Below are 20,167 nucleotides of genomic sequence, written 5' to 3' on the forward strand. Positions count from 1 at the left end.
AAATAGAAAAATAATATGTCTATTATTTATTCTATATTCACAAAATAATAACATTTTACTAGATTTTAAATTTATTTCGTTTATATTAGCGTACAGTTGTTCGCTCAAATAAGGCTTATATGAATTTAGAACGTCATTTCGTCAATCGAATTCGCCAGCAGGCAAAAACTCGTCAAAATGCAACCGCACTTCGCCATAAAATTAATGGCTTGTGGAAAGATATTTCGTGGAACTCATTCCAACAGCAACTTGATCAGCTTTCATTAGCTTTTCTTGCTTGCAATATTCAAGTACAAGATAAAATTGCAATTTTTGCACACAATATGTCACGTTGGACTATTGCAGATATTGCGGCGCTTCAAGTCCGAGCTATCACTGTTCCAATTTATGCAACCAATACGGCACAACAGGCAGAATTTATTTTAAATCATGCCGATGTCAAAATTCTATTTGTTGGCGATCAAGAACAATATGCTCAAGCGTTAGAAATTGCACATCAGTGTCCACAATTACAAAAAATAGTGGCCATGAAAGAACAAATTCAACTAACAGAAACTACCCTTTCCTGCCATTGGGACGATTTAATTCAATTAGGTACAGCAGAATTTCAGGCTGAATTTGAAACTCGCTTAGCAAATAAAACGATGGATGATTTATTCACGATCATCTACACCTCTGGCACAACAGGTGAACCGAAAGGCGTAATGCTCGATTACAATAACTTGGCGCATCAACTTGAAGCCCATGATATTGCATTAGATGTTAATCAAGATGAGGTTTCACTTTCTTTTTTACCATTTAGCCATATTTTTGAGCGAGCTTGGGTTGCCTATGTGTTACATCGTGGAGCAATCCTTTGTTATCTCGAAGATACCAATCAAGTACGTGAAACATTAACAGAAGTGCGCCCAACCTTTATGTGTGCAGTACCGCGTTTCTATGAAAAAATTTATTCTGCTGTGATTGATAAAGTACAAAAAGCCCCTTTTATTCGGCAGATGATTTTCCATTGGGCGATTGCAATGGGGCAAAAACGTTTTGATCTTCTCTCTCAAAATAAAAAAGTCCCGTTCTTCTTGCAAAAACGTTATGCGCTTGCCGATAAACTGGTGCTGTCTAAACTGCGTTCATTGTTAGGCGGACGTATCAAAATGATGCCTTGTGGTGGCGCAAAATTAGAACCAACCATTGGTCTTTTCTTCCATAGCATTGGGATTAATATCAAACTCGGTTATGGCATGACAGAAACCACGGCTACCGTTTCTTGCTGGGATGACCATCATTTTAATCCGAATTCTATCGGTAAATTAATGCCAAATGCCGAAGTTAAAATTGGGGAAAATAACGAGATTCTAGTGCGTGGCGGTATGGTAATGAAAGGTTACTATAAAAAGCCTGAAGAAACGGCCCAAGCCTTCACCGAAGATGGTTTCTTGAAAACGGGAGATGCCGGTGAATTTGATGCTGAAGGTAATTTATTTATTACCGACCGCATTAAAGAATTGATGAAAACTTCTAACGGTAAATACATTGCGCCACAATATATTGAAGGGAAAATTGGTAAAGATAAATTTATCGAACAAATTGCGATTATTGCTGATGCAAAAAAATATGTTTCAGCGTTGATCGTGCCTTGTTTTGATAGCGTAGAAGAATATGCGAAAAAACTGAATATTAAGTATCAAGATCGCATGGAATTACTCAAACACTCTGAAATTATCAAGATGTTTGAACAACGTATCGAAAGTCTTCAAAAAGAACTGGCACACTTCGAGCAAGTGAAGAAATTTACGCTACTCTCTCAAGCATTTAGTGTAAAACTTGGTGAAATCACGCCTACGCTAAAATTACGCCGAAAAGTGATTATGGAACGCTATCGTCATATTATTGACTCGATGTATTCCAACAACAAGGAAAATAAAGAATAAAAAAGTGCGGTGAATTTCACCGCACTTTTTATTTTAACGAAAATGATTTATTCAACTTCGACCAGCACACCTTCTTGGTGAGGTTTCAATACGCCAACCTCGCTAAGCTCGATACCGGCTTTTTTCGCAATCTCTAAGATTTCCGCTTCACTTTCTGGTTTAACCGCAATCAACAAGCCACCAGAAGTTTGAGGATCGCAAAGCACCGCCTTTTGATAATCCGTAAGAGGACCGATTTTATGACCATAGCTTTCAAAGTTACGGTTGGTTCCACCTGGTACACAACCTTCAGCAATATAATCAGCTACGCCATCTAATAATTTGATTTTATCAAAATGCACAACTGCATTAAGGTTTGAGCCTTCACAGATTTCAGCTAAGTGTCCTAATAAACCAAAACCAGTGACATCCGTCATGGCGGTTACACCAGCAACTTCCGCAAATTGGCTACCAATCAGGTTCATTTGACACATTGCCGCCGTTGCTAAGCCCTGATGTTCTGGTTTTAACTTGCCTTTTTTCTCTGCGGTAGTCAGCACACCAATACCTAATGGTTTGGTTAAATAAAGCTTACAACCCGCTTCTGCTGAAGCATTACGTTTTACACGATCGGTAGCAATCACGCCTGTTACGGCTAAACCAAAAATAGGTTCTGGCGCATCAATCGAGTGTCCTCCTGCGAGGGAAATCCCCGCTTGATAACAAGCAAAACGGCCACCATCAACTATTTTCTGTGCCACTTCTGCCGGCAATTTATTGATGGGGAAACCTAAAATGGCAATTGCCATAATCGGCTTACCGCCCATTGCGAAAATGTCACTAATGGCGTTGGTTGCCGCAATACGTCCAAAATCAAAAGGATCGTCCACAATAGGCATGAAAAAATCCGTGGTACTGATAATTGCAGTACCATTACCAAGATCATAAACCGCAGCGTCATCCGCTGTTTCATTTCCCACTAATAAATTGGGGTCAGCAAATTTTTCGAGTTTAGTCTGTAAAATTGTCCCTAACACCTTAGGCGAAATTTTACAGCCTCAACCTGCGCCGTGGCTGTATTGTGTTAAACGAATCTCATCCGTCATATTCAATCCTTTGTAAAAATAACATACTTCTTAAAAAAAGAGCGGTTAGAAAAAGCCGTATTTAGGAGGCCAACTTCTCCACTTTTGCTTGCTTGATCATATTATCGCTGACTTCTAAAATGGTAATTCTTAAGCCATTGATTTCACAAACAGTTCCTTCATCAGGAATATCTTCAAGATGTTCGAGAATCAAACCATTAAAGGTGCGTGCATCCTCTGTATCTAATTCCCAACCAAACATTTTATTCAAATCACGAAGATTTGCCGAGCCTTCAATAATCATCGAACCATCAGATTGCTGAACGACTTCTTGTTCAATAGTCGGCGCAGTGGTGGTGGTAAAATCACCCACAATTTCTTCTAAAATATCTTCAAGAGTGACTAATCCTTTAATGTCACCATATTCGTCCACCACTAAACCAATACGTTCTTTTTTCGTACGGAAATTCGCTAATTGTGTTTTCAGTGGTGTCCCTTCTGGAATGAAGTACACTTCATCGACGGCACGTAGTAAAGTTTCTTTGGTGAATTCATTTTTTTCTAATAACAAACGAAACGCTTCACGCACACGCAAAATTCCTAATACTTGCTCATCAAGGCTGCCTTTATACAACACAATTCGGTTGTGTGGTGCATGATTAAGCTGGCGCATAATCGCTTTCCAATCGTCATCAATATCAATCCCTGCTATTTCATTACGTGGCACCATGATATCGTCGACGGTCACCGTTTCCATATCTAAAATAGAGAGTAACATTTGTGGATGCTGTTCATCCGGTGTGGCTTCTCCTGCTTCCGATACGATACTACGTAGTTCTTCACGGCTAATCACTTGCTTTTGCATATCGGGTTTTAAACCCACCATTCGCATTAATGTCTTCGTGAAAAGATTCATTAACCAAACTAACGGATAAAATATTTTTAATAGTAAGACCAAGATATGACTTGAAAATAATCCCACCTTTTCAGGGTGCATTGCCGCGACGGTTTTAGGGAAAATTTCAGAAAAAACAAGCATCACAAAGGTTAATAAACCTGTTGCAATGGCCACACCCGCATCGCCATATAAACGCATACCAATCATGGTTGCAATAGCTGAGGCACTGATGTTAACAAGGTTATTAAAGATCAGAATAAAACTTAACAAGGTATCTGGCTTCTCAAGCAGTTTTTCTGCTTTTTGCGCACCTTTATTACCTTGTTCCGCCATAAAACGAAGGCGATATTTATTGAGAGAGAGTAATCCGGTTTCTGAGCCGGAAAAATAGGCTGATAAAACTAAACAAATAATGAGTGTAATAAATAAAGTACTAAGGGGGATACTGTCCAAGGGTAAATCCTTTTGTTCGTTAATCAACAAAAAGTGCGGTTATTTTCACCGCACTTTTTACCTGTTCTTTGATTTAGATTAAATCAAACGGCTACCAAAATAGCCAATCGTGAGCAGAATGATACCTGAAATTGCGTAAATAATCATCCTTTTTCCACGCCAGCCTAGTCGCCAATGACCAAAACAAGCAATACCAAAACTAATCCAAGCAAGGAAAGAGAAAATTGCTTTGTGCAGATTTTCTAGGGTTACCGCTTGTAATACATGATAAGTACCTGAAATTAAAGTGAGCGTCAGTAATGCTTCACCCATCGCAAATAAACAGAAGAAATGACGTTCAACTGCCATTAATGGCGGAATTGCTGGTGAAAATTGGATTTTACGCTTTTTCAAATTACGGTCTAACCACACCAATTGGATCACATAAAGCGTTGCGATAAAACAAACTGCATAGGTAAACAGCGACAAGCCGATATGGAACAGCATCAATGTATTTTGATTAAGCATCTGAATGATATGGCTTGATAAGAACGTCGCAAAGATCAAGCTAATGATCGAAAACGCATACACGATAGGTAAAACAAACCACATCGTAGAAACCAGAAACATTGAAAGCGTCGCTAAGGCAGCAATAATTACACTCATTAAGGAAGCGATTTCCATTAGCGTAAAACTCTGCCCTGAGGCCAAATCCTCTAACAAAGGGAAAGTGCTAACTGCATGCAGAATAATTGCAGCAAGTGCGGTCAGAAAAAATGGAATTTTGCTTTGACTCAACTTCCCTTCTGATGAATTCATCAAAAACGGGGCGATCAGCAATAGACTAAGAATGTAAAAAATAATCGAAAAAAGGGCAAACCACATAATGCGTTCTCTTTACTAGGAATTATTCTTATTTTAACGGATCTTTTCTCTAGATCGCCATAATTTTATTTGAAATGATGAAAAACGCCCAAATTTCGGTATAATTACGGCAATTTTTTAAGAAAAAACAGGATTTAAAATGTTTGAGAATTTATCGGATCGCCTTTCCAAAACGCTACGCAACATTAGCGGTAAAGGTCGCTTAACTGAAGATAATATTAAAGAAACCCTACGCGAAGTGCGTATGGCATTGTTAGAAGCTGACGTTGCGTTGCCTGTCGTACGTGAATTTATCGCCAAAGTAAAAGAAAGCGCATTAGGCGAAGAAGTCAATAAGAGCTTAACACCTGGCCAAGAGTTCTTAAAAATTGTTCAACGTGAACTCGAAAAAGCAATGGGGGAAGCTAATGAAAGCTTAAACCTGGCGACACAACCACCTGCAGTTATTTTAATGGCGGGTTTACAAGGTGCGGGTAAAACCACCAGCGTAGGTAAATTAGCGAAATTCTTACGCGAACGTCATAAAAAGAAAGTGCTCGTGGTATCTGCCGACGTATATCGTCCTGCAGCGATCAAACAGCTTGAAACCTTAGCACAATCTGTTGGCGTGGATTTCTTCCCATCTGATGTCAAACAAAAACCGGTAGATATTGCAAAAGCGGCACTTGCTGAGGCTAAACTCAAATTTTACGATGTATTAATTGTGGATACCGCGGGTCGCTTACACGTTGATAGCGAGATGATGGATGAAATCAAGCAAGTTCATGCGACATTAAATCCAATTGAAACGCTTTTCACGGTTGATGCGATGACTGGTCAAGATGCGGCAAATACTGCAAAAGCCTTCAATGAAGCTTTGCCACTTACCGGGGTTATCTTAACCAAAGTGGATGGTGATGCGCGTGGCGGTGCGGCTTTATCTATCCGTCAAATCACAGGCAAACCGATTAAATTCCTTGGTGTAGGCGAAAAAACAGAAGCTCTCGAGCCATTCCATCCTGATCGTGTAGCATCCCGTATTTTAGGCATGGGTGATGTGCTTTCCCTTATCGAAGATCTGGAACGTTCTGTGGATCGCGAAAAAGCGGAAAAAATGGCGCAAAAATTCAAGAAAGGTGATGATTTCACCTTAGACGATTTCCGCGAGCAGCTCCGTGAGATGAAAAAAATGGGCGGCATGATGTCGATGCTTGAAAAATTACCGGGTGCGAAAAACTTACCGGATCATGTCAAAAATCAAGTAGATGACAAAATGTTCATCAAAATGGAAGCCATCATTAATTCCATGACCTTAAAAGAACGTGCCAATCCAGATATTATCAAAGGATCTCGCCGTCGTCGTATTGCATTAGGTTCTGGTACACAAGTTCAAGATGTAAATAAGTTGCTGAAACAATTTGACGAAATGCAACATATGATGAAGAAAATGCGTAAAGGCGGAATGGCGAAGATGATGCGTGGCATGCAAGGCTTAATGGGCGGAGGCGGCTTAGGTGGCCTTGGTGGTTTAGGCGGCATGTTTAAACGTTAATTCCTTCTTCAAATAAAGTGCGGTCAAAAATCAATAGGTTTTTGACCGTATTTTTTATCTTTTTATTCAGCATTTCCTATTACCCGATTAAATTACTCAGTTTTAGGTAATATTTTCATCAATCGATAGCCGATATAATTGCTCAAGTATTTTACTTGGCGTAAAATCTAGGTTCTGATGATTATCTACAGCATTTAATCATCAGGAAGTGATATTTTCTAATAATCTAGGAGTGATAAAATGGGACAGTATAAAAAGTTCTGGTACCTATTAGTCGCCGTATTGATTGGAGCCTTCTCCATCCTCGGTTACTATGGGTTCGAAGTTTATCGTGAAGCACCACCGATTCCGCAACAATATGTTTCTGAATCAGGTGAAAAAGTGATTACTCACGATGATATTTTACATGGTCAAACCGCTTGGCAAACCACTGGTGGTATGCAAGTGGGTTCTGTTTGGGGTCACGGTGCATACCAAGCACCAGACTGGACGGCAGATTGGCTTCACCGTGAATTAACTAACTGGTTGGATATTACAGCGAATCAAGAATTTGGTAAAAACTTCGCTGATTTAAATGATGAACAACAAACCTTATTAAAAGCGCGTCTAACCAAAGAATATCGTGGTAGCAAAGTTGAAAACGGTACCGTTGTGCTTTCAAACACCCGTTTAGCGGCAATGGAAAAAACAGCACAATACTACATCTCTTTATACGGTGATGATCCTGCAACCAAAGTGACCCGTGAACACTTTGCAATGAAGGATAATACTCTTCCTGATTTACAAGCTCGTAAAGACTTAGCTAAATTCTTCTTCTGGACCGCGTGGACAGCATCTGCTGAACGTCCAAATACTCACGCGAGTTACACCAACAACTGGCCACATGAGCCGTTAATTAATAACGTACCAACACCAGAAAACGTGATTTGGTCTATTGCGAGTGTGGTATTCCTCATTGCAGGTATTGGTTTCGTAGTATGGATTTGGTCATTCAAAAAACGTGAAGATGAAAAAGAACCACCTACACCTGAGTTCGATCCGCTCACAAAATTACAACTCACCCCTTCTCAACGTTCGTTAGGTAAATACCTCTTTACTGTACTTGCTCTTTTCGTATTGCAAGTAACATTAGGTGCAGTTGTGGCACACTACACGGTTGAAGGTCAAGAATTCTATGGTATTGATATTTCGCAATACTTCCCGTATTCATTAGTGCGTACATGGCATATTCAAGCAGCCTTATTCTGGATTGCAATGGCATTCTTAGCGGGTGGTTTATTCCTTGCACCAATCATTAATGGTGGTAAAGATCCGAAATTCCAAAAATTGGGTGTGGATGTTCTCTACTGGGCATTAGTGGTGTTAGTCGTTGGTTCATTCACTGGTAGCTACTTAGCAATTGCGCATATTCTCCCTGAAGAATGGAGCTTCATGTTCGGTCACCAAGGTTATGAATTCATTGACTTAGGTCGTTTCTGGCAAGCAGTGAAATTCGCTGGCATCTTATTCTGGTTAGTCTTAATGCTTCGCGGTACAGTGAATGCATTCAAACAACCGGGTGATAAAAACTTATTGGCATTATTCTTCGCCTCTGTAATTGCAATCGGCTTATTCTATGGTCCTGCATTATTCTACGGCGAGCACACTCACATTTCTGTGATGGAATACTGGCGTTGGTGGGTAGTTCACCTATGGGTAGAAGGCTTCTTCGAAGTATTCTCTGTAGCGGCACTCTCATTCATCTTCGTAAGTTTAGGTTTAGTTTCACGTCGTACTGCAACTGTGGCAACCATTACTGAAGCGGCGTTATTCTTAATCGGTGGTATCCCAGGTACTTTCCACCACTTATACTTCGCAGGTGCAACCACACCAATTATCGCAGTAGGTGCATCATTCTCTGCACTTGAAGTAGTTCCATTAGTGTTATTAGGCCATGAAGCTTGGGAACACTGGGCAATGAAACAAAAAGCACCTTGGATGGATCGCTTAAAATGGCCTCTTTACTGCTTCGTTGCAGTAGCATTCTGGAATATGCTAGGCGCTGGCGTATTTGGTTTCTTAATCAACCCACCAATTTCGCTTTACTATATCCAAGGCTTGAATACGACTGCCGTTCATGCTCACGCTGCATTATTCGGTGTATATGGTTTCTTAGCGTTAGGTTTCGTGTTCTTAATTGCTCGTTATTTACGTCCAAATACACCATTTAACGATAAGTTAATGAAATGGGGCTTCTGGTTATTAAATGGCGGTTTAGTATTAATGATCGTATCAAGCTTATTACCAATCGGTATTATTCAAGGATATGCAAGTATCTCCGAAGGCTTATGGTATGCACGTAGCGAAGAATTTATGCAACAACCTCTATTCGATACCCTACGTTGGGTTCGTTTCGGTGGCGACGTTGTCTTCATCTTCGGTGCACTCGCTTTCTTCTGGCAAATCTTTACGATGATTTTCTTTAAACCGAAAAAAGCAGCATAATTAAATTAATAATCATACAAAAGCGGCTAAGCAATTAGCCGCTTTTTATTTATGAAAAATCCATTAAATTTTCTGACCGCACTTTGATCTCTATCAAATCATTTACCTTCTTTTAAGTATGATTAAATTTGTCTTTAGATCTATACTTTCTACACTTTTCAACTTTTTTTATAACATTTCAACATGAGTGACAATCCATTCAACGCTAGTTGGTCATCAAAAGGCAATACGCTATGTCTAGGTCATTGGGATATTACTTATCTTGGTTTACCTGTGGCACTACCAATTGAACGCCGAGATAAAGATATGGGAACAAATAATATTTATAATTTCATGGATCCCGAAGATGAACTTTATCGAGAAGGCTTAATGGAAGATGATTGGATTGTGGAAAACATCGATTGGCTTTCTGATGTTTTTATCGAGCACAATATCCCTTTAGAAGAAGAAACCATGCGTGCATTCTATCAAGCGGTGAATAAGGAAGATTGGCGCTGTGGGAGCTGTGGTGGATGTATTTAATAGCAAAGTGCGGTCAATTTTATCCTTGTTTTTATACCGAACTGTCATAATAAAAACACTAGGAAATTCAATATTTCTGATATAAAATTCTTCGATTTGTTTTTTAAAAGGGAGAAAAAAGATGAAACTTGTTGAAGTTAAACATCCGCTTGTTAAACATAAATTAGGCGTGATGCGCGAAGCTGATATTGATACCAAAAAATTCCGTGAGCTTGCCACTGAAGTGGGTAGCTTACTTACCTATGAAGCCACTGCCGATCTCGAAACAGAAAAGGTGATTATCGAAGGTTGGAACGGACCTGTTGAAATCGAACGTATCAAAGGTAAAAAAGTTACTGTTGTACCAATTTTACGTGCGGGTCTTGGTATGATGGACGGTGTATTAGAACACGTTCCAAGCGCTCGTATCAGTGTAGTTGGGATTTATCGTAATGAAGAAACCCTTGAACCCGTCCCTTATTTCCAAAAACTAGCCAGTGACTTAGAAGAACGTTTAGCTATCGTTGTAGATCCAATGCTCGCAACCGGTGGTTCAATGATCTCTACAATTGATCTATTAAAAGCAAAAGGTTGCCAACACATCAAAGTATTAGTATTAGTCGCGGCACCTGAAGGGATCAAAGCATTAGAAAAAGCGCATCCAGATATCGAACTTTATTGCGCATCTATTGATGATCACTTAAATGAACAAGGCTACATCATTCCTGGATTGGGTGATGCGGGCGATAAGATTTTTGGGACGAAATAATTCCCTTTTAATAAGACGGCATTTATAGCCGTCTTTTTTCCGTGCGTGAAAACACAAAAGCTAAAAAAGCATTAAAACCGACCGCACTTTCAGTTAATTCAAACCGAGAGTTGAAACTAAATGAGTAATCAAACGACAACCGCACCTGTTGAGGTGCAAAGCATGGGCAAACAAGCGTTTGTCGGTTTACAGATGTTATTTGTGGCCTTTGGCGCCTTAGTGTTAGTTCCCTTAATCACCGGATTAAATTCTAATACTGCCCTTCTTACCGCAGGTATCGGTACACTACTTTTCCAACTTTGTACCGGTAAACAGGTTCCTATTTTCTTAGCCTCCTCTTTTGCCTTTATTGCGCCTATTCAATATGGCGTACAAACTTGGGGCATTCCAACCACAATGGGCGGACTTGCTTGCGCAGGTTTCGTCTATTTCGCGCTATCAACCTTAGTAAAATTACGTGGTAGTGCTGCACTTGAGCGCATCTTCCCACCTGTTGTTGTCGGTCCCGTAATTATCATCATTGGTATGGGACTCGCACCGGTTGCTGTTGATATGGCATTAGGTAAAAACAGTGCATATAGCTATGAGCATTCAGTATTGGTATCTATGATTACCTTGGTTACTACCCTTTCTGTTGCAGTATTTGCTAAAGGAATGATGAAACTGATTCCAATTATGTTTGGTATTGTTGCTGGCTATGTGGTTTGTTTATTCCTAGGATTAATTAACTTCCAACCTGTTCTAGACGCAAAATGGTTTGAATTACCTCAGTTAACCAAACCAGAATTTAATTTAGAAGCCATTCTTTACATGCTACCGATTGCTATCGCACCAGCCGTTGAACACGTGGGTGGTATTATGGCAATCAGTTCTGTAACGGGTAAAGATTTCCTTAAAAAACCAGGCTTACATCGCACCTTATTAGGCGATGGTGTGGCAACTGCTGCTGCGTCATTAGTAGGTGGTCCACCGAATACCACTTATGCCGAAGTAACGGGTGCTGTAATGCTCACTCGCAACTTTAATCCAAATATTATGACTTGGGCTGCGGTATGGGCAATTGCGATTTCCTTCTGTGGTAAAGTAGGCGCATTCCTTTCTACAATTCCAACCATCGTAATGGGGGGCATTATGATGTTGGTATTCGGTTCGATTGCCGTTGTCGGGATGAGCACCTTAATTAAAGGTAAAGTGGATGTGACTGAACCTCGTAACCTTTGCATCATTTCGGTCGTTATGACCTTCGGGATCGGTAATATGTTTGTCAACGTCGGCGATATTGTTTCCCTAAAAGGGATTAGCCTTTGTGCCATCGTTGCCATTGTACTAAACTTGATTTTGCCAAAAGCAAAAAATGAAGTAGAATAAAACTTCCCAAATAAAAGGGTTAAATGAAAATTTAGCCCTTTCTTTTTTATTTAAAATCAACCCGTTAATCCGTGAATCAGCAACTTTCTTTACCTATTCATCAAATTGATGATGAAACGCTTGAGAATTTTTATAGCGATAATAATGCATTATTGCTTAATTCTTTACGTCAAAACATGACTGATTTACAGCAACAATTCTTCTACCTTTGGGGCAGCCAAAGCGTTGGGAAAACCCATCTTTTGCGCGCACTCTGTAATGAATATATTCAGCAACAACGGAGCGCCATTTATGTCCCGTTGAGCAAATCACAATATTTCTCCACGGCAGTTTTTGAGAATTTAGAACAACAAGAACTGGTTTGCTTAGACGATTTGCAAACAATTATTGAAAATTCAGAATGGGAAATTGCCTTATTTGATCTTTTTAATCGCATTAAAGCTAATGGTAAAACCTTATTAGTTGTCACTGCAGATCAATCTCCAACTGCTCTACCCGTTAAATTACCGGATCTTGCTTCTCGCTTAAAATGGGGAGAAAGTTATCAATTGATTCCACTCAGCGATGAACAAAAATTTGCAGTATTGAAACAGAATGCCCATCAACGAGGTATCATACTTTCAGATGATACTGCCAATTTTATATTCACGCGTTTAGATCGTGATATGGCGACACTAAAAGAAGCATTAATGAAACTCGATGAAGCCTCACTACAAGCAAAACGAAATCTGACGATTCCTTTTGTGAAATCGATTTTAGGCTTATAAACAAGCAAAAAAATAACCGCACTTTTTCAAGCGCGGTTATTTTGTATCAATTTAATTACCAGCAGTGACGACAATAGCCAACACCGACACTCGGCATGATCGCAACAGGGACACGAGAATATCCTCTCTGTTTAGAGCGATGATCACTCGCATTCATTTCATTTGGAATACTGTCTCTTTGTGCAACTTTCGCTTTTTCTTGAGCGCTTACCGTATTACCACTTGTTACTCGAGCATTGTAATCCTGCACGGTATTCATATCGTACGCTGCAGCTCCATTTCCAATAGTTGATGCCTCTTGGGGAGCTGTACAAGCTGTTAAAACAGATAGAGCTGCAATAGAAATTAATTTTTTCATAACGCTACCTTTTATCACAAACCACTTTATTAAGTGTTTCTCTGCCTTCTTTAATCCGAGCATTGGCTTTTTTTCTAATGTTCGGATCCTCATTTTGCTCAATGTATTTTGCTACATTCGCATTTCTGATTGCATAAACAGGCACATACTGTGAATGTTTTGTCTCGCCTTTTTTATAAATTGTTGCCCCTAACACACTGCCATAATATTCGCTGGCATCATTAGGTTTAATGTAATAATTACTGGTATTAGTGACATCTACGCCATCATCACTTTTAAAACCACTACAAATCCCTGCGGGTGAAAGAAACGTTGTTTTTGATGCCGCCGTTTCGTTAAATTTATATACTTCAAATTCAACGCTATTGGCCAACTCTTCCATATCTTTTTCAGATTTAGGATCTAAACTTCGCTGTCCTTTTCCATCAATATATTTCACGGTTTCAGAAACATTACTTTCAGAAACATTGACTGAAAGATTATTTTCAGGTGATTTTACTTTTGTTGCATATACAACACTACTACCTTCGGCTAAAACAGCTGATGATGCCAAAATACAAAATGAGTAAATCCCAATTTTTTTCTTAATATGACTCATAATACTAATGTGATTCCCTAAGCTAATAATTGTTCTCGTATAATTCAATTGGTAAATAATCCGGGTCTCGGAAGAAAGTGTACTTCATTCTGGTTAATTCATCAACCCGAATTGGTTCACAAGAAACTCCGTTCTCTAAAAGATAAGCTACGTACTCATCAATATTTTCTACTTTGAATGCCAAATGCCGTAAACCACAGGCTTCAGGGCTGGTTACTCTTTGAGGAGGATTTGGGAAAGAAAATAGCTCTATTTGACTCCCATCAGGAAAACTTAAATCTAATTTATAACTATCTCGTTCTACCCGATAAGTTTCATTTAGCTGTTTTGCCCCTAAAATCTCCATATAAAAATGCTTCGAACGTGCATAGTTCGAAGCAATAATCGCAATATGGTGAAAACCTAATAATTGAGGTTTCATTATTTCTCCGGTGTGACGCTTTTTGCTTTTTCTTCTTCCTGTAAAGCAAGGGCATCACGTGCAGCACGAATACTCTTTTCAAGCATTGGCACGCGAGGATCATCTGGTTCCAATAAACGTAGCATCATTGCCCAGGTTACTGCCGCCATTTTATAATCCTCACCTTCAAAATAACTGAAAGCAAGTAAACTTAATGCTTCAGGATTAGAATGATCTTGACGAATAATCTCACGTAAAAGTTGATTACCCTTGAGTTTATCCGTTTGATCTTCAGAAGACATCAACATACGCGCATAAGAAAGCTTATAATCTAAATTATCCGGCTCAAGCTTATTCGCTTGTTGGTAACTATCAAAGGCTAATTTTCCATTACCTAAATTCATTCCTACCTGACCTAACAACCACCATTTTTTAGCATCCTTTGGTGTTTTTTGTAAATCCAAACGAAGAGCGGTCGAAAATTGCTGCATTTCTGCATCTGTCATTGGGTTTGTGTCTTCTTCTTTGATTCGTTCAAAGAAATAAGGTAATTTTGCCAATGTTTTTTCCATCATATCCTCGGCTTTCCAAGATCCCAGAGGGAAATAAGCTCCGCCGGCAATAATGGCCAAACCTAATAAACCAGAAACAAACCACAACTTACCGTAATTTTTGGCATTTTTATCGATGGTTTGTGTTTCTTGTTGAGGAATATCTTCCAATAATGTTTTCTGTAGCTCTTGTTTGAGTTGTTCAACATTCTCAACTAAGCCTTGCTGATTATCTTGCTCAATCTCTTTTAAGCGAGAAAAATACAGTGCTTTATTTAATTCATCACGCTTTTTATCTTCTTTCGCTTTAACAGAACGCAACAAGGGATAAAAACAAATCAATGCCACCACTAACGTGAGCACAATAATACTTAATGCAAAATTCATTATTTATCCTTTTCTTTGAGTAAAGCCGATAAACGCGCATTCTCTTCATCATCTAAAATCGCGTCAGAATTGACCGCACTTGGGCTTTTTGATTTACGTTTAAATATAAATAAAATCCCAATCAACACTAACAAAATTGGGGCAATCCATAATACGATTGTTGACATCGTCATTGGTGGATCATAAGTCACAAAATTGCCATAGCGTTGAATCATATAATCCACCACTTCATTTCGATTTTTGCCTTCTTGCAACAACTCAAACACTTTGCCACGCATATCTACAGCAATGGTTGCATTCGAATCAGCAATATTGTTATTTTGACATTGAGGACAACGCAATTCTTGTGTTAATTGATGATAATCCTTTTCTTGCTCTGGCGAGGCAAAATTTAGTGCATCAATAGAGGCAGTCGCTGAGATACTCACCAAAAGTGCGGTTAAAAAAAGCCATGATTTTTTCATTATGGTTTCTCCGCGAGTTTGTCATAAATCGGTTTTAAGGTCTCATTCCAAACGCGTTCATTCACATCACCGGCTAAGCGATAATGAATCACGCCTTTACCATCGACGATAAATGTTTCCGGTGCGCCATAAACCCCCAAATCTAATGCAAAAGAACCTTTTTCATCTTTAAGCACAAGACTATAAGGATTGCCTAAATCTTTTAGCCATTTTACAGCTTTTGGTGATTCATCTTTATAGTCGATACCAATGATTGTTACACCTTGTTTAGCCAATTGATTCAAGTATTGATGCTCGGCATAACAAGTTGGACACCAAGTTGCCCACACATTTAAGAGAATCGGTTTACCTTGTTGGAAAATTTCATTACCGTAGGTTTTATTTTCCAATAAATCCGTTAATGTTTTCTGTGGCACAGGTTTCCCCACAAGCGCAGATTCTAACGCTTTTGGATCATCACCTTGCGCATTGCGTCCTAACTGAACTAAAAAAGCTGCCGCCACGGCAAGAAAAACAATAAGTGGGATAAGTAGTTTTTTATTCATAACACTATCAATTTCACATCTATTTCTAGGGGCATCCCCCCCTTATTACAATTAAGACTGTTTAACTAATCGACTAAAACGATAACGACGGTCAAACATACAGAGCAAGCCACCTAATGCCATAAACAATCCGCCAATCCAAATCCAACGGATAAATGGTTTATAGTAAAGACGTAGTGCCCATGAGTTATCATCTATTTTTTCGCCCAAGGCGACATAAAGATCGCGAGTAAAGCCCCAATTAATTGCTGCTTCCGTCATTGGCATTTTACTGACGGTATAAAAACGTTTTTCAGCGAATAATGTTGCTTCCGGTTTACCCGCTTTTGAAATGTCGATTTGTGCTTTACCGCCCATATAGTTAGGACCATTTGCATCACTCACGCCAGCAAATTTAAAGTCATAATTAGCAATCTGTACCGTATCACCCACAGCCATTCGCACATCACGTTCTACACTGAAGTTTTGACTAAAGGCAATTCCCCAAACGGTCATGGCTACACCAAGGTGAGCCAAAATCATCCCCCAATGAGAACGAGAAAGTTTAGTTATGCCTTTAAAGAAAGATTCGCGGTGTGTTGCACGTTGTTTCATTTCATAGAGGCTGAGTAACACAATAATGACGGACATCATGGTGCCAAGCACAGCACTGACAGTGAGTTTATTTTGTAGGAAATACGGCAAAGCAAAACCTGCAATCGCCATAACAATGACACTCACAACAACCGGTGTACGAATTTCAGAGAACTGATCGCGACGCCATTTTACTAACGGTCCAATACCCAGTAATAAGGCAAATGGGGTCATAATAATCAAGAACATCTGATCAAAGAATGGCGCACCGATTGAAATAGAACCCAAACCTAATTGTTTGTGAACTAACGGTAATAACGTTCCTAAGAACACCACACAAAGTGCGGTCATTAATAGAATGTTATTTAGTAACAATAAGGTTTCACGAGAATATCGTTCTGCATTATCACGTGAACGAATTTGGTTGCCTTTGTAAGCATACAAGGTTAAAGAACCACCAATTACCACAACCAAATAAGCAAGAATATATAAACCACGTGTTGGATCTGAAGCAAAGGCATGAACTGACACTAAGATACCTGAACGAACTAAGAACGTACCGAGTAAGCAAAGTGAGAAAGCCAAAATCGCTAAAAGCACTGTCCAAGCTTTAAAAGAGCCACGCTTTTCAGTCACCGCTAAAGAGTGGATTAATGCGGTTCCTGCAAGCCAAGGCATTAAAGAAGAGTTTTCTACTGGATCCCAGAACCACCAGCCGCCCCAGCCAAGCTCATAATACGCCCACCAAGAACCCAGCACGATCCCGAGTGTTAAAAACACCCAAGCAGCAATCGTCCAAGGACGTGACCATCTAGCCCAAGCTGAGTCTAATTTACCGGTCATTAATGAAGCAATTGCAAAAGCAAAGGCAACAGAAAAACCAACATATCCCATATAAAGTAATGGTGGGTGGAAAATTAAGCCCACGTCTTGCAACATGGGGTTGAGTTCTCTGCCATCTACTGGGAAATCAGGGAATGTACGGGTAAATGGATTCGAGGTAAATAAGACGAAGAGTAAAAAGCCGATGCTAATAATCCCCATGATACCTAATACACGAGCCACGGCTTCTTGTGGTAAGTGTTTGCTAAATAAGGCTACTGCTGCACCCCAAAGTGTTAATAACCAAATCCAAAGTAATAATGAGCCCTCATGTGAACCCCAAACAGCAGATAAACGATAATAAATCGGCAAGCTGCTGTTAGAGTTATTCACCACATATTGCACACTGAAATCATTAACTGCAAACAGATAGAACAATGCTGCAAACGCAATGGTTAAACTGAAAAATAAACCATAAGTCATTGGACGAGCCAATGACATGAGTTGAGAATGACCTTTTTCAGCCCCCCATAACGGAAAAACGGCTAAAAAGAATGAAACGGCAAGGCTTAAAGCAAGCGCATAATTTCCTAATTCAGCAATCATTAGCGACCTTCTTGCGATTTTTGCTGGGTTTCTTTATAACGACGATCGGCTTCACTCTCGCCTTTTAATTCTGCCCCCATTGGTTTATGCATTTTCTGCATTTTCTCACCCAATTCTGGTGGCACATAATTTTCATCATGCTTAGCAAGCACTTCTGTTGCTTCCAATAAGGTTGGTTCTTTTAGCACACCTTGCGCAACAATACCTTGTCCCTCGCGGAAAAGATCCGGCAGAATACCTTCGTACTCTACTGTAATTGATGGACCAATATCATTTACATCAAAGCGAACTTTGAGACTTTTCGGATCTCGACTAACAGAGCCTTCGACTACCATACCACCAACACGAATGCGTTGCCCAACTTCAGGTTTTTGATCAGGATTTCCATCTTTCCCTTCTATAACTTCCGAAGGTGTATAAAATAAATCAATGTTTTGGCGAAGCGCATAAAGCACCAAACCTGTCGCAATCGAAATACCTAAAATCACAAAGATGATGATCGAAAGTCTTGATTTACGTCTTGGATTCATAGCGTATTTCCTTTATTTGCTTGGTTTAAACGGGCTTCACGTTGTTGCTCGCGTAACACTTCTTTTAATACTGTTTTACGCCCCTTGACGCTTTGTATCGCCAAAATGATCATTGCCACGAGGCTAATGCCATAGGAAAGCCACACATAAAAACCGTAGCCTCCCATATTGATAAAATCACTCCAACTTTGGAAAAACATTTTCCGCTCCCTAAAATAAAAATAAAAAACTATTTCAGCTTACTTGCTAACTCTTTTACCCATGGGCGTTTGCTGTCTTCTTTTAGCAATTCAACGCGGTAACGCACAAGCGTAAACCAAATGGATAAAAATAAAAATCCAAAAATACATAAAATCAGTGGAATTAACATCGGTGTTGCAATCGACGGTTTTTCAAACTTCGTGATACTTGCCCCTTGATGTAAGGTATTCCACCACTCTACGGAGAAGTGAATGATTGGTAAATTCACCACACCAACAATACACAAGATACCCGCTGATTTTGCGCCCACAGCACGATCAGAAAATGCAGAATAAAGCGCTAACACACCGATATATAAGAAGAAAAGAATGAGTTCCGCAGTTAAACGCGCATCCCACACCCACCAAGTTCCCCACATTGGTTTGCCCCAAATTGCACCTGTTACCAAGGCAATAAAGGTAAACATTGCACCGATCGGTGCCATGGCTATCATTGAAAGATGAGCGGCTTTAATTTGCCAAACTAACGCAATAATGGCAGCCACAGCCATAGAACCATACACACCCATTGACCAAATCGCTGCCGGCACATGGACATACATAATTCGGAAACTATTGCCTTGCTGATAATCTGCCGGAGCATAAGCTAACCCCCAAACGATTCCAACAGCCAATAATAAAACCGCAATCACACCAAAAAATGGACTTAATTTGCCACATAAATGATATTGGGTTTCATGTTTTGCGTAAGGATGTAACCACTTCCACATAAAAGATCCTTAATTCAAAAAATAAAAAACAGTTAAAAATCTGACCGCACTTTCACCGTCATAATGATTAATTATCTAAACTAATTCGTAGTGCAGCGGCAATCGCAAAAGGCGATAAGGTTATCGCACCAGCTAAAATTGCACCTAAAATAGCAAGCTGTCCACCATAAGGGAGATTTAACGCGGCGGCATCTAAAATTGCTGAAGCAAAAATTAAAACCGGAATGAATAATGGTACCACAAGTAAACTCAGTAATACGCCACCTTTACGCAATCCTACCGTCAATGCCACGCCAATTGCGCCAATGCAGCTTAAAATCGGTGTGCCCACTAAGAGTGTAAGCACCAATGCCCACCAAATATTCACTTCTAATGAGAGCAATAAAGCGGCAATAGGAGAAAGTAGAATCAATGGCAAACCAGTTAATAGCCAGTGTGCAACAACTTTTGCGAGTGCCGTTAGGGCTAAAGGTTGAGCCGTAAGCATCAATTGTTCTAAAGAGCCATCAATAAAATCATCTCGGAATAAGCGTTCAAAAGACAGCAACGCAGAAAGCAATGCCGCCACCCAAGCAACCCCGGGTGCAATGCGAGAAAGTAACTTAGGATCCGGCCCAATCACCAATGGAAATAACGTGATGACGATCAAAAAGAACCAAAGCGGATTTAAAATTTCCGCTTGTTTACGGGTCGCAATCTTTAGCTCTCGCTTTATAATCTGTAAAAATATCATAAA

General features: G+C 39.7%; 21 protein-coding genes. 7 read left to right on the top strand and 14 right to left on the bottom strand.

Features of this window, described 5'->3' with window-relative positions:
* The first annotated feature begins 119 nt into the window (after positions 1 to 119).
* A complete protein-coding gene (locus INP93_RS09445; protein WP_197544768.1) occupies positions 120 to 1,928 on the top strand; it encodes an AMP-dependent synthetase/ligase in 1,809 nt (602 codons plus the stop codon).
* 47 nt (positions 1,929 to 1,975) lie between these two features.
* On the opposite strand, the gene selD is transcribed toward INP93_RS09445, so the two are convergent.
* From selD to INP93_RS09460, 3 genes are all read right to left on the bottom strand, one after another.
* Entirely contained in the window at positions 1,976 to 3,013 is a 1,038-nt protein-coding gene (selD, locus tag INP93_RS09450; protein WP_197544769.1) for a selenide, water dikinase SelD, read from the bottom strand.
* A gap of 61 nt (positions 3,014 to 3,074) precedes the next feature.
* Complete coding sequence (locus INP93_RS09455; protein WP_049383316.1) at positions 3,075 to 4,343, bottom strand: HlyC/CorC family transporter; 1,269 nt, start codon at positions 4,341 to 4,343, stop codon at positions 3,075 to 3,077.
* 78 nt (positions 4,344 to 4,421) lie between these two features.
* Complete coding sequence (locus INP93_RS09460) at positions 4,422 to 5,207, bottom strand: cytochrome C assembly family protein (RefSeq protein WP_197544770.1); 786 nt, start codon at positions 5,205 to 5,207, stop codon at positions 4,422 to 4,424.
* Positions 5,208 to 5,346: 139 nt separating this feature from the next.
* Here INP93_RS09460 and ffh point away from each other — a divergent pair, with 139 nt between their 5' ends.
* From ffh to hda, 6 genes are all read left to right on the top strand, one after another.
* The gene (ffh, locus tag INP93_RS09465) at positions 5,347 to 6,738 is read left to right on the top strand and encodes a signal recognition particle protein (RefSeq protein ID WP_197544771.1); all 1,392 of its coding nucleotides are present in this window, start codon (positions 5,347 to 5,349) and stop codon (positions 6,736 to 6,738) included.
* Between the two features lie 240 nt (positions 6,739 to 6,978).
* On the top strand, positions 6,979 to 9,222 hold the full coding sequence (locus INP93_RS09470) for a nitric-oxide reductase large subunit (protein WP_197544772.1): 2,244 nt from the start codon (positions 6,979 to 6,981) through the stop codon (positions 9,220 to 9,222).
* Between the two features lie 183 nt (positions 9,223 to 9,405).
* On the top strand, positions 9,406 to 9,744 hold the full coding sequence (locus tag INP93_RS09475) for a PM0253 family protein (RefSeq protein WP_197544773.1): 339 nt from the start codon (positions 9,406 to 9,408) through the stop codon (positions 9,742 to 9,744).
* Between the two features lie 121 nt (positions 9,745 to 9,865).
* Positions 9,866 to 10,492: a uracil phosphoribosyltransferase gene (gene upp, locus INP93_RS09480; RefSeq protein ID WP_005695610.1), complete on the top strand. Its 627-nt coding sequence runs from the start codon at positions 9,866 to 9,868 to the stop codon at positions 10,490 to 10,492.
* Between the two features lie 120 nt (positions 10,493 to 10,612).
* The gene (locus INP93_RS09485) at positions 10,613 to 11,860 is read left to right on the top strand and encodes a nucleobase:cation symporter-2 family protein (RefSeq protein ID WP_197544774.1); all 1,248 of its coding nucleotides are present in this window, start codon (positions 10,613 to 10,615) and stop codon (positions 11,858 to 11,860) included.
* 71 nt (positions 11,861 to 11,931) lie between these two features.
* A complete protein-coding gene (hda, locus tag INP93_RS09490) occupies positions 11,932 to 12,627 on the top strand; it encodes a DnaA regulatory inactivator Hda (protein WP_197544775.1) in 696 nt (231 codons plus the stop codon).
* Positions 12,628 to 12,682: 55 nt separating this feature from the next.
* On the opposite strand, the gene INP93_RS09495 is transcribed toward hda, so the two are convergent.
* The 11 genes from INP93_RS09495 to ccmB all read right to left on the bottom strand — a co-directional run bounded on the left by INP93_RS09495 (position 12,683) and on the right by ccmB (position 20,164).
* The gene (locus INP93_RS09495) at positions 12,683 to 12,985 is read right to left on the bottom strand and encodes a hypothetical protein (RefSeq protein ID WP_049374629.1); all 303 of its coding nucleotides are present in this window, start codon (positions 12,983 to 12,985) and stop codon (positions 12,683 to 12,685) included.
* A gap of 4 nt (positions 12,986 to 12,989) precedes the next feature.
* Entirely contained in the window at positions 12,990 to 13,583 is a 594-nt protein-coding gene (locus INP93_RS09500) for a DUF8095 domain-containing protein (protein WP_049374628.1), read from the bottom strand.
* A 22-nt stretch (positions 13,584 to 13,605) separates the two neighbouring features.
* Positions 13,606 to 14,004 (bottom strand): SMU1112c/YaeR family gloxylase I-like metalloprotein, encoded by a 399-nt coding sequence (gene gloA2 / locus INP93_RS09505; protein WP_049365002.1) that lies wholly within the window; start codon positions 14,002 to 14,004, stop codon positions 13,606 to 13,608.
* A complete protein-coding gene (gene ccmI / locus INP93_RS09510) occupies positions 14,004 to 14,921 on the bottom strand; it encodes a c-type cytochrome biogenesis protein CcmI (protein ID WP_065242990.1) in 918 nt (305 codons plus the stop codon). The genes gloA2 and ccmI overlap by 1 nt, the downstream gene beginning before the upstream one ends.
* On the bottom strand, positions 14,921 to 15,385 hold the full coding sequence (locus tag INP93_RS09515) for a cytochrome c-type biogenesis protein (RefSeq protein WP_197544776.1): 465 nt from the start codon (positions 15,383 to 15,385) through the stop codon (positions 14,921 to 14,923). Before INP93_RS09515 ends, ccmI begins: the two co-directional genes overlap by 1 nt.
* Positions 15,385 to 15,930: a DsbE family thiol:disulfide interchange protein gene (locus INP93_RS09520; protein WP_005698393.1), complete on the bottom strand. Its 546-nt coding sequence runs from the start codon at positions 15,928 to 15,930 to the stop codon at positions 15,385 to 15,387. Before INP93_RS09520 ends, INP93_RS09515 begins: the two co-directional genes overlap by 1 nt.
* A 51-nt stretch (positions 15,931 to 15,981) precedes the next feature.
* A complete protein-coding gene (locus INP93_RS09525; protein ID WP_197544777.1) occupies positions 15,982 to 17,931 on the bottom strand; it encodes a heme lyase CcmF/NrfE family subunit in 1,950 nt (649 codons plus the stop codon).
* Positions 17,931 to 18,461: a cytochrome c maturation protein CcmE gene (gene ccmE / locus INP93_RS09530; protein WP_197544778.1), complete on the bottom strand. Its 531-nt coding sequence runs from the start codon at positions 18,459 to 18,461 to the stop codon at positions 17,931 to 17,933. Before ccmE ends, INP93_RS09525 begins: the two co-directional genes overlap by 1 nt.
* Complete coding sequence (ccmD, locus tag INP93_RS09535; protein WP_049364996.1) at positions 18,458 to 18,661, bottom strand: heme exporter protein CcmD; 204 nt, start codon at positions 18,659 to 18,661, stop codon at positions 18,458 to 18,460. Before ccmD ends, ccmE begins: the two co-directional genes overlap by 4 nt.
* Before the next feature lie 29 nt (positions 18,662 to 18,690).
* Positions 18,691 to 19,431 (bottom strand): heme ABC transporter permease, encoded by a 741-nt coding sequence (locus INP93_RS09540; protein WP_005695597.1) that lies wholly within the window; start codon positions 19,429 to 19,431, stop codon positions 18,691 to 18,693.
* Positions 19,432 to 19,498: 67 nt separating this feature from the next.
* Entirely contained in the window at positions 19,499 to 20,164 is a 666-nt protein-coding gene (ccmB, locus tag INP93_RS09545; protein ID WP_049364995.1) for a heme exporter protein CcmB, read from the bottom strand.
* Between the last annotated feature and the right edge of the window lie 3 nt (positions 20,165 to 20,167).

The sequence above is a fragment of the Haemophilus parainfluenzae genome (genome assembly GCF_014931415.1).
In the GTDB taxonomy this organism is placed as follows: domain Bacteria; phylum Pseudomonadota; class Gammaproteobacteria; order Enterobacterales; family Pasteurellaceae; genus Haemophilus_D; species Haemophilus_D parainfluenzae_AF.

What these genes read in the sequence shown, in the direction of transcription:
- INP93_RS09445 (WP_197544768.1), top strand. Translation starts at nt 120, where the DNA reads ATGAATTTAGAACGTCATTTCGTCAATCGAATTCGCCAGCAGGCAAAA.
- INP93_RS09460 (WP_197544770.1), bottom strand. Translation starts at nt 5,207, where the DNA reads ATGTGGTTTGCCCTTTTTTCGATTATTTTTTACATTCTTAGTCTATTG.
- ffh (WP_197544771.1), top strand. Translation starts at nt 5,347, where the DNA reads ATGTTTGAGAATTTATCGGATCGCCTTTCCAAAACGCTACGCAACATT.
- INP93_RS09470 (WP_197544772.1), top strand. Translation starts at nt 6,979, where the DNA reads ATGGGACAGTATAAAAAGTTCTGGTACCTATTAGTCGCCGTATTGATT.
- INP93_RS09475 (WP_197544773.1), top strand. Translation starts at nt 9,406, where the DNA reads ATGAGTGACAATCCATTCAACGCTAGTTGGTCATCAAAAGGCAATACG.
- upp (WP_005695610.1), top strand. Translation starts at nt 9,866, where the DNA reads ATGAAACTTGTTGAAGTTAAACATCCGCTTGTTAAACATAAATTAGGC.
- INP93_RS09485 (WP_197544774.1), top strand. Translation starts at nt 10,613, where the DNA reads ATGAGTAATCAAACGACAACCGCACCTGTTGAGGTGCAAAGCATGGGC.
- INP93_RS09495 (WP_049374629.1), bottom strand. Translation starts at nt 12,985, where the DNA reads ATGAAAAAATTAATTTCTATTGCAGCTCTATCTGTTTTAACAGCTTGT.
- INP93_RS09500 (WP_049374628.1), bottom strand. Translation starts at nt 13,583, where the DNA reads ATGAGTCATATTAAGAAAAAAATTGGGATTTACTCATTTTGTATTTTG.
- gloA2 (WP_049365002.1), bottom strand. Translation starts at nt 14,004, where the DNA reads ATGAAACCTCAATTATTAGGTTTTCACCATATTGCGATTATTGCTTCG.
- ccmI (WP_065242990.1), bottom strand. Translation starts at nt 14,921, where the DNA reads ATGAATTTTGCATTAAGTATTATTGTGCTCACGTTAGTGGTGGCATTG.
- INP93_RS09515 (WP_197544776.1), bottom strand. Translation starts at nt 15,385, where the DNA reads ATGAAAAAATCATGGCTTTTTTTAACCGCACTTTTGGTGAGTATCTCA.
- INP93_RS09520 (WP_005698393.1), bottom strand. Translation starts at nt 15,930, where the DNA reads ATGAATAAAAAACTACTTATCCCACTTATTGTTTTTCTTGCCGTGGCG.
- INP93_RS09525 (WP_197544777.1), bottom strand. Translation starts at nt 17,931, where the DNA reads ATGATTGCTGAATTAGGAAATTATGCGCTTGCTTTAAGCCTTGCCGTT.
- ccmE (WP_197544778.1), bottom strand. Translation starts at nt 18,461, where the DNA reads ATGAATCCAAGACGTAAATCAAGACTTTCGATCATCATCTTTGTGATT.
- ccmD (WP_049364996.1), bottom strand. Translation starts at nt 18,661, where the DNA reads ATGTTTTTCCAAAGTTGGAGTGATTTTATCAATATGGGAGGCTACGGT.
- INP93_RS09540 (WP_005695597.1), bottom strand. Translation starts at nt 19,431, where the DNA reads ATGTGGAAGTGGTTACATCCTTACGCAAAACATGAAACCCAATATCAT.
- ccmB (WP_049364995.1), bottom strand. Translation starts at nt 20,164, where the DNA reads ATGATATTTTTACAGATTATAAAGCGAGAGCTAAAGATTGCGACCCGT.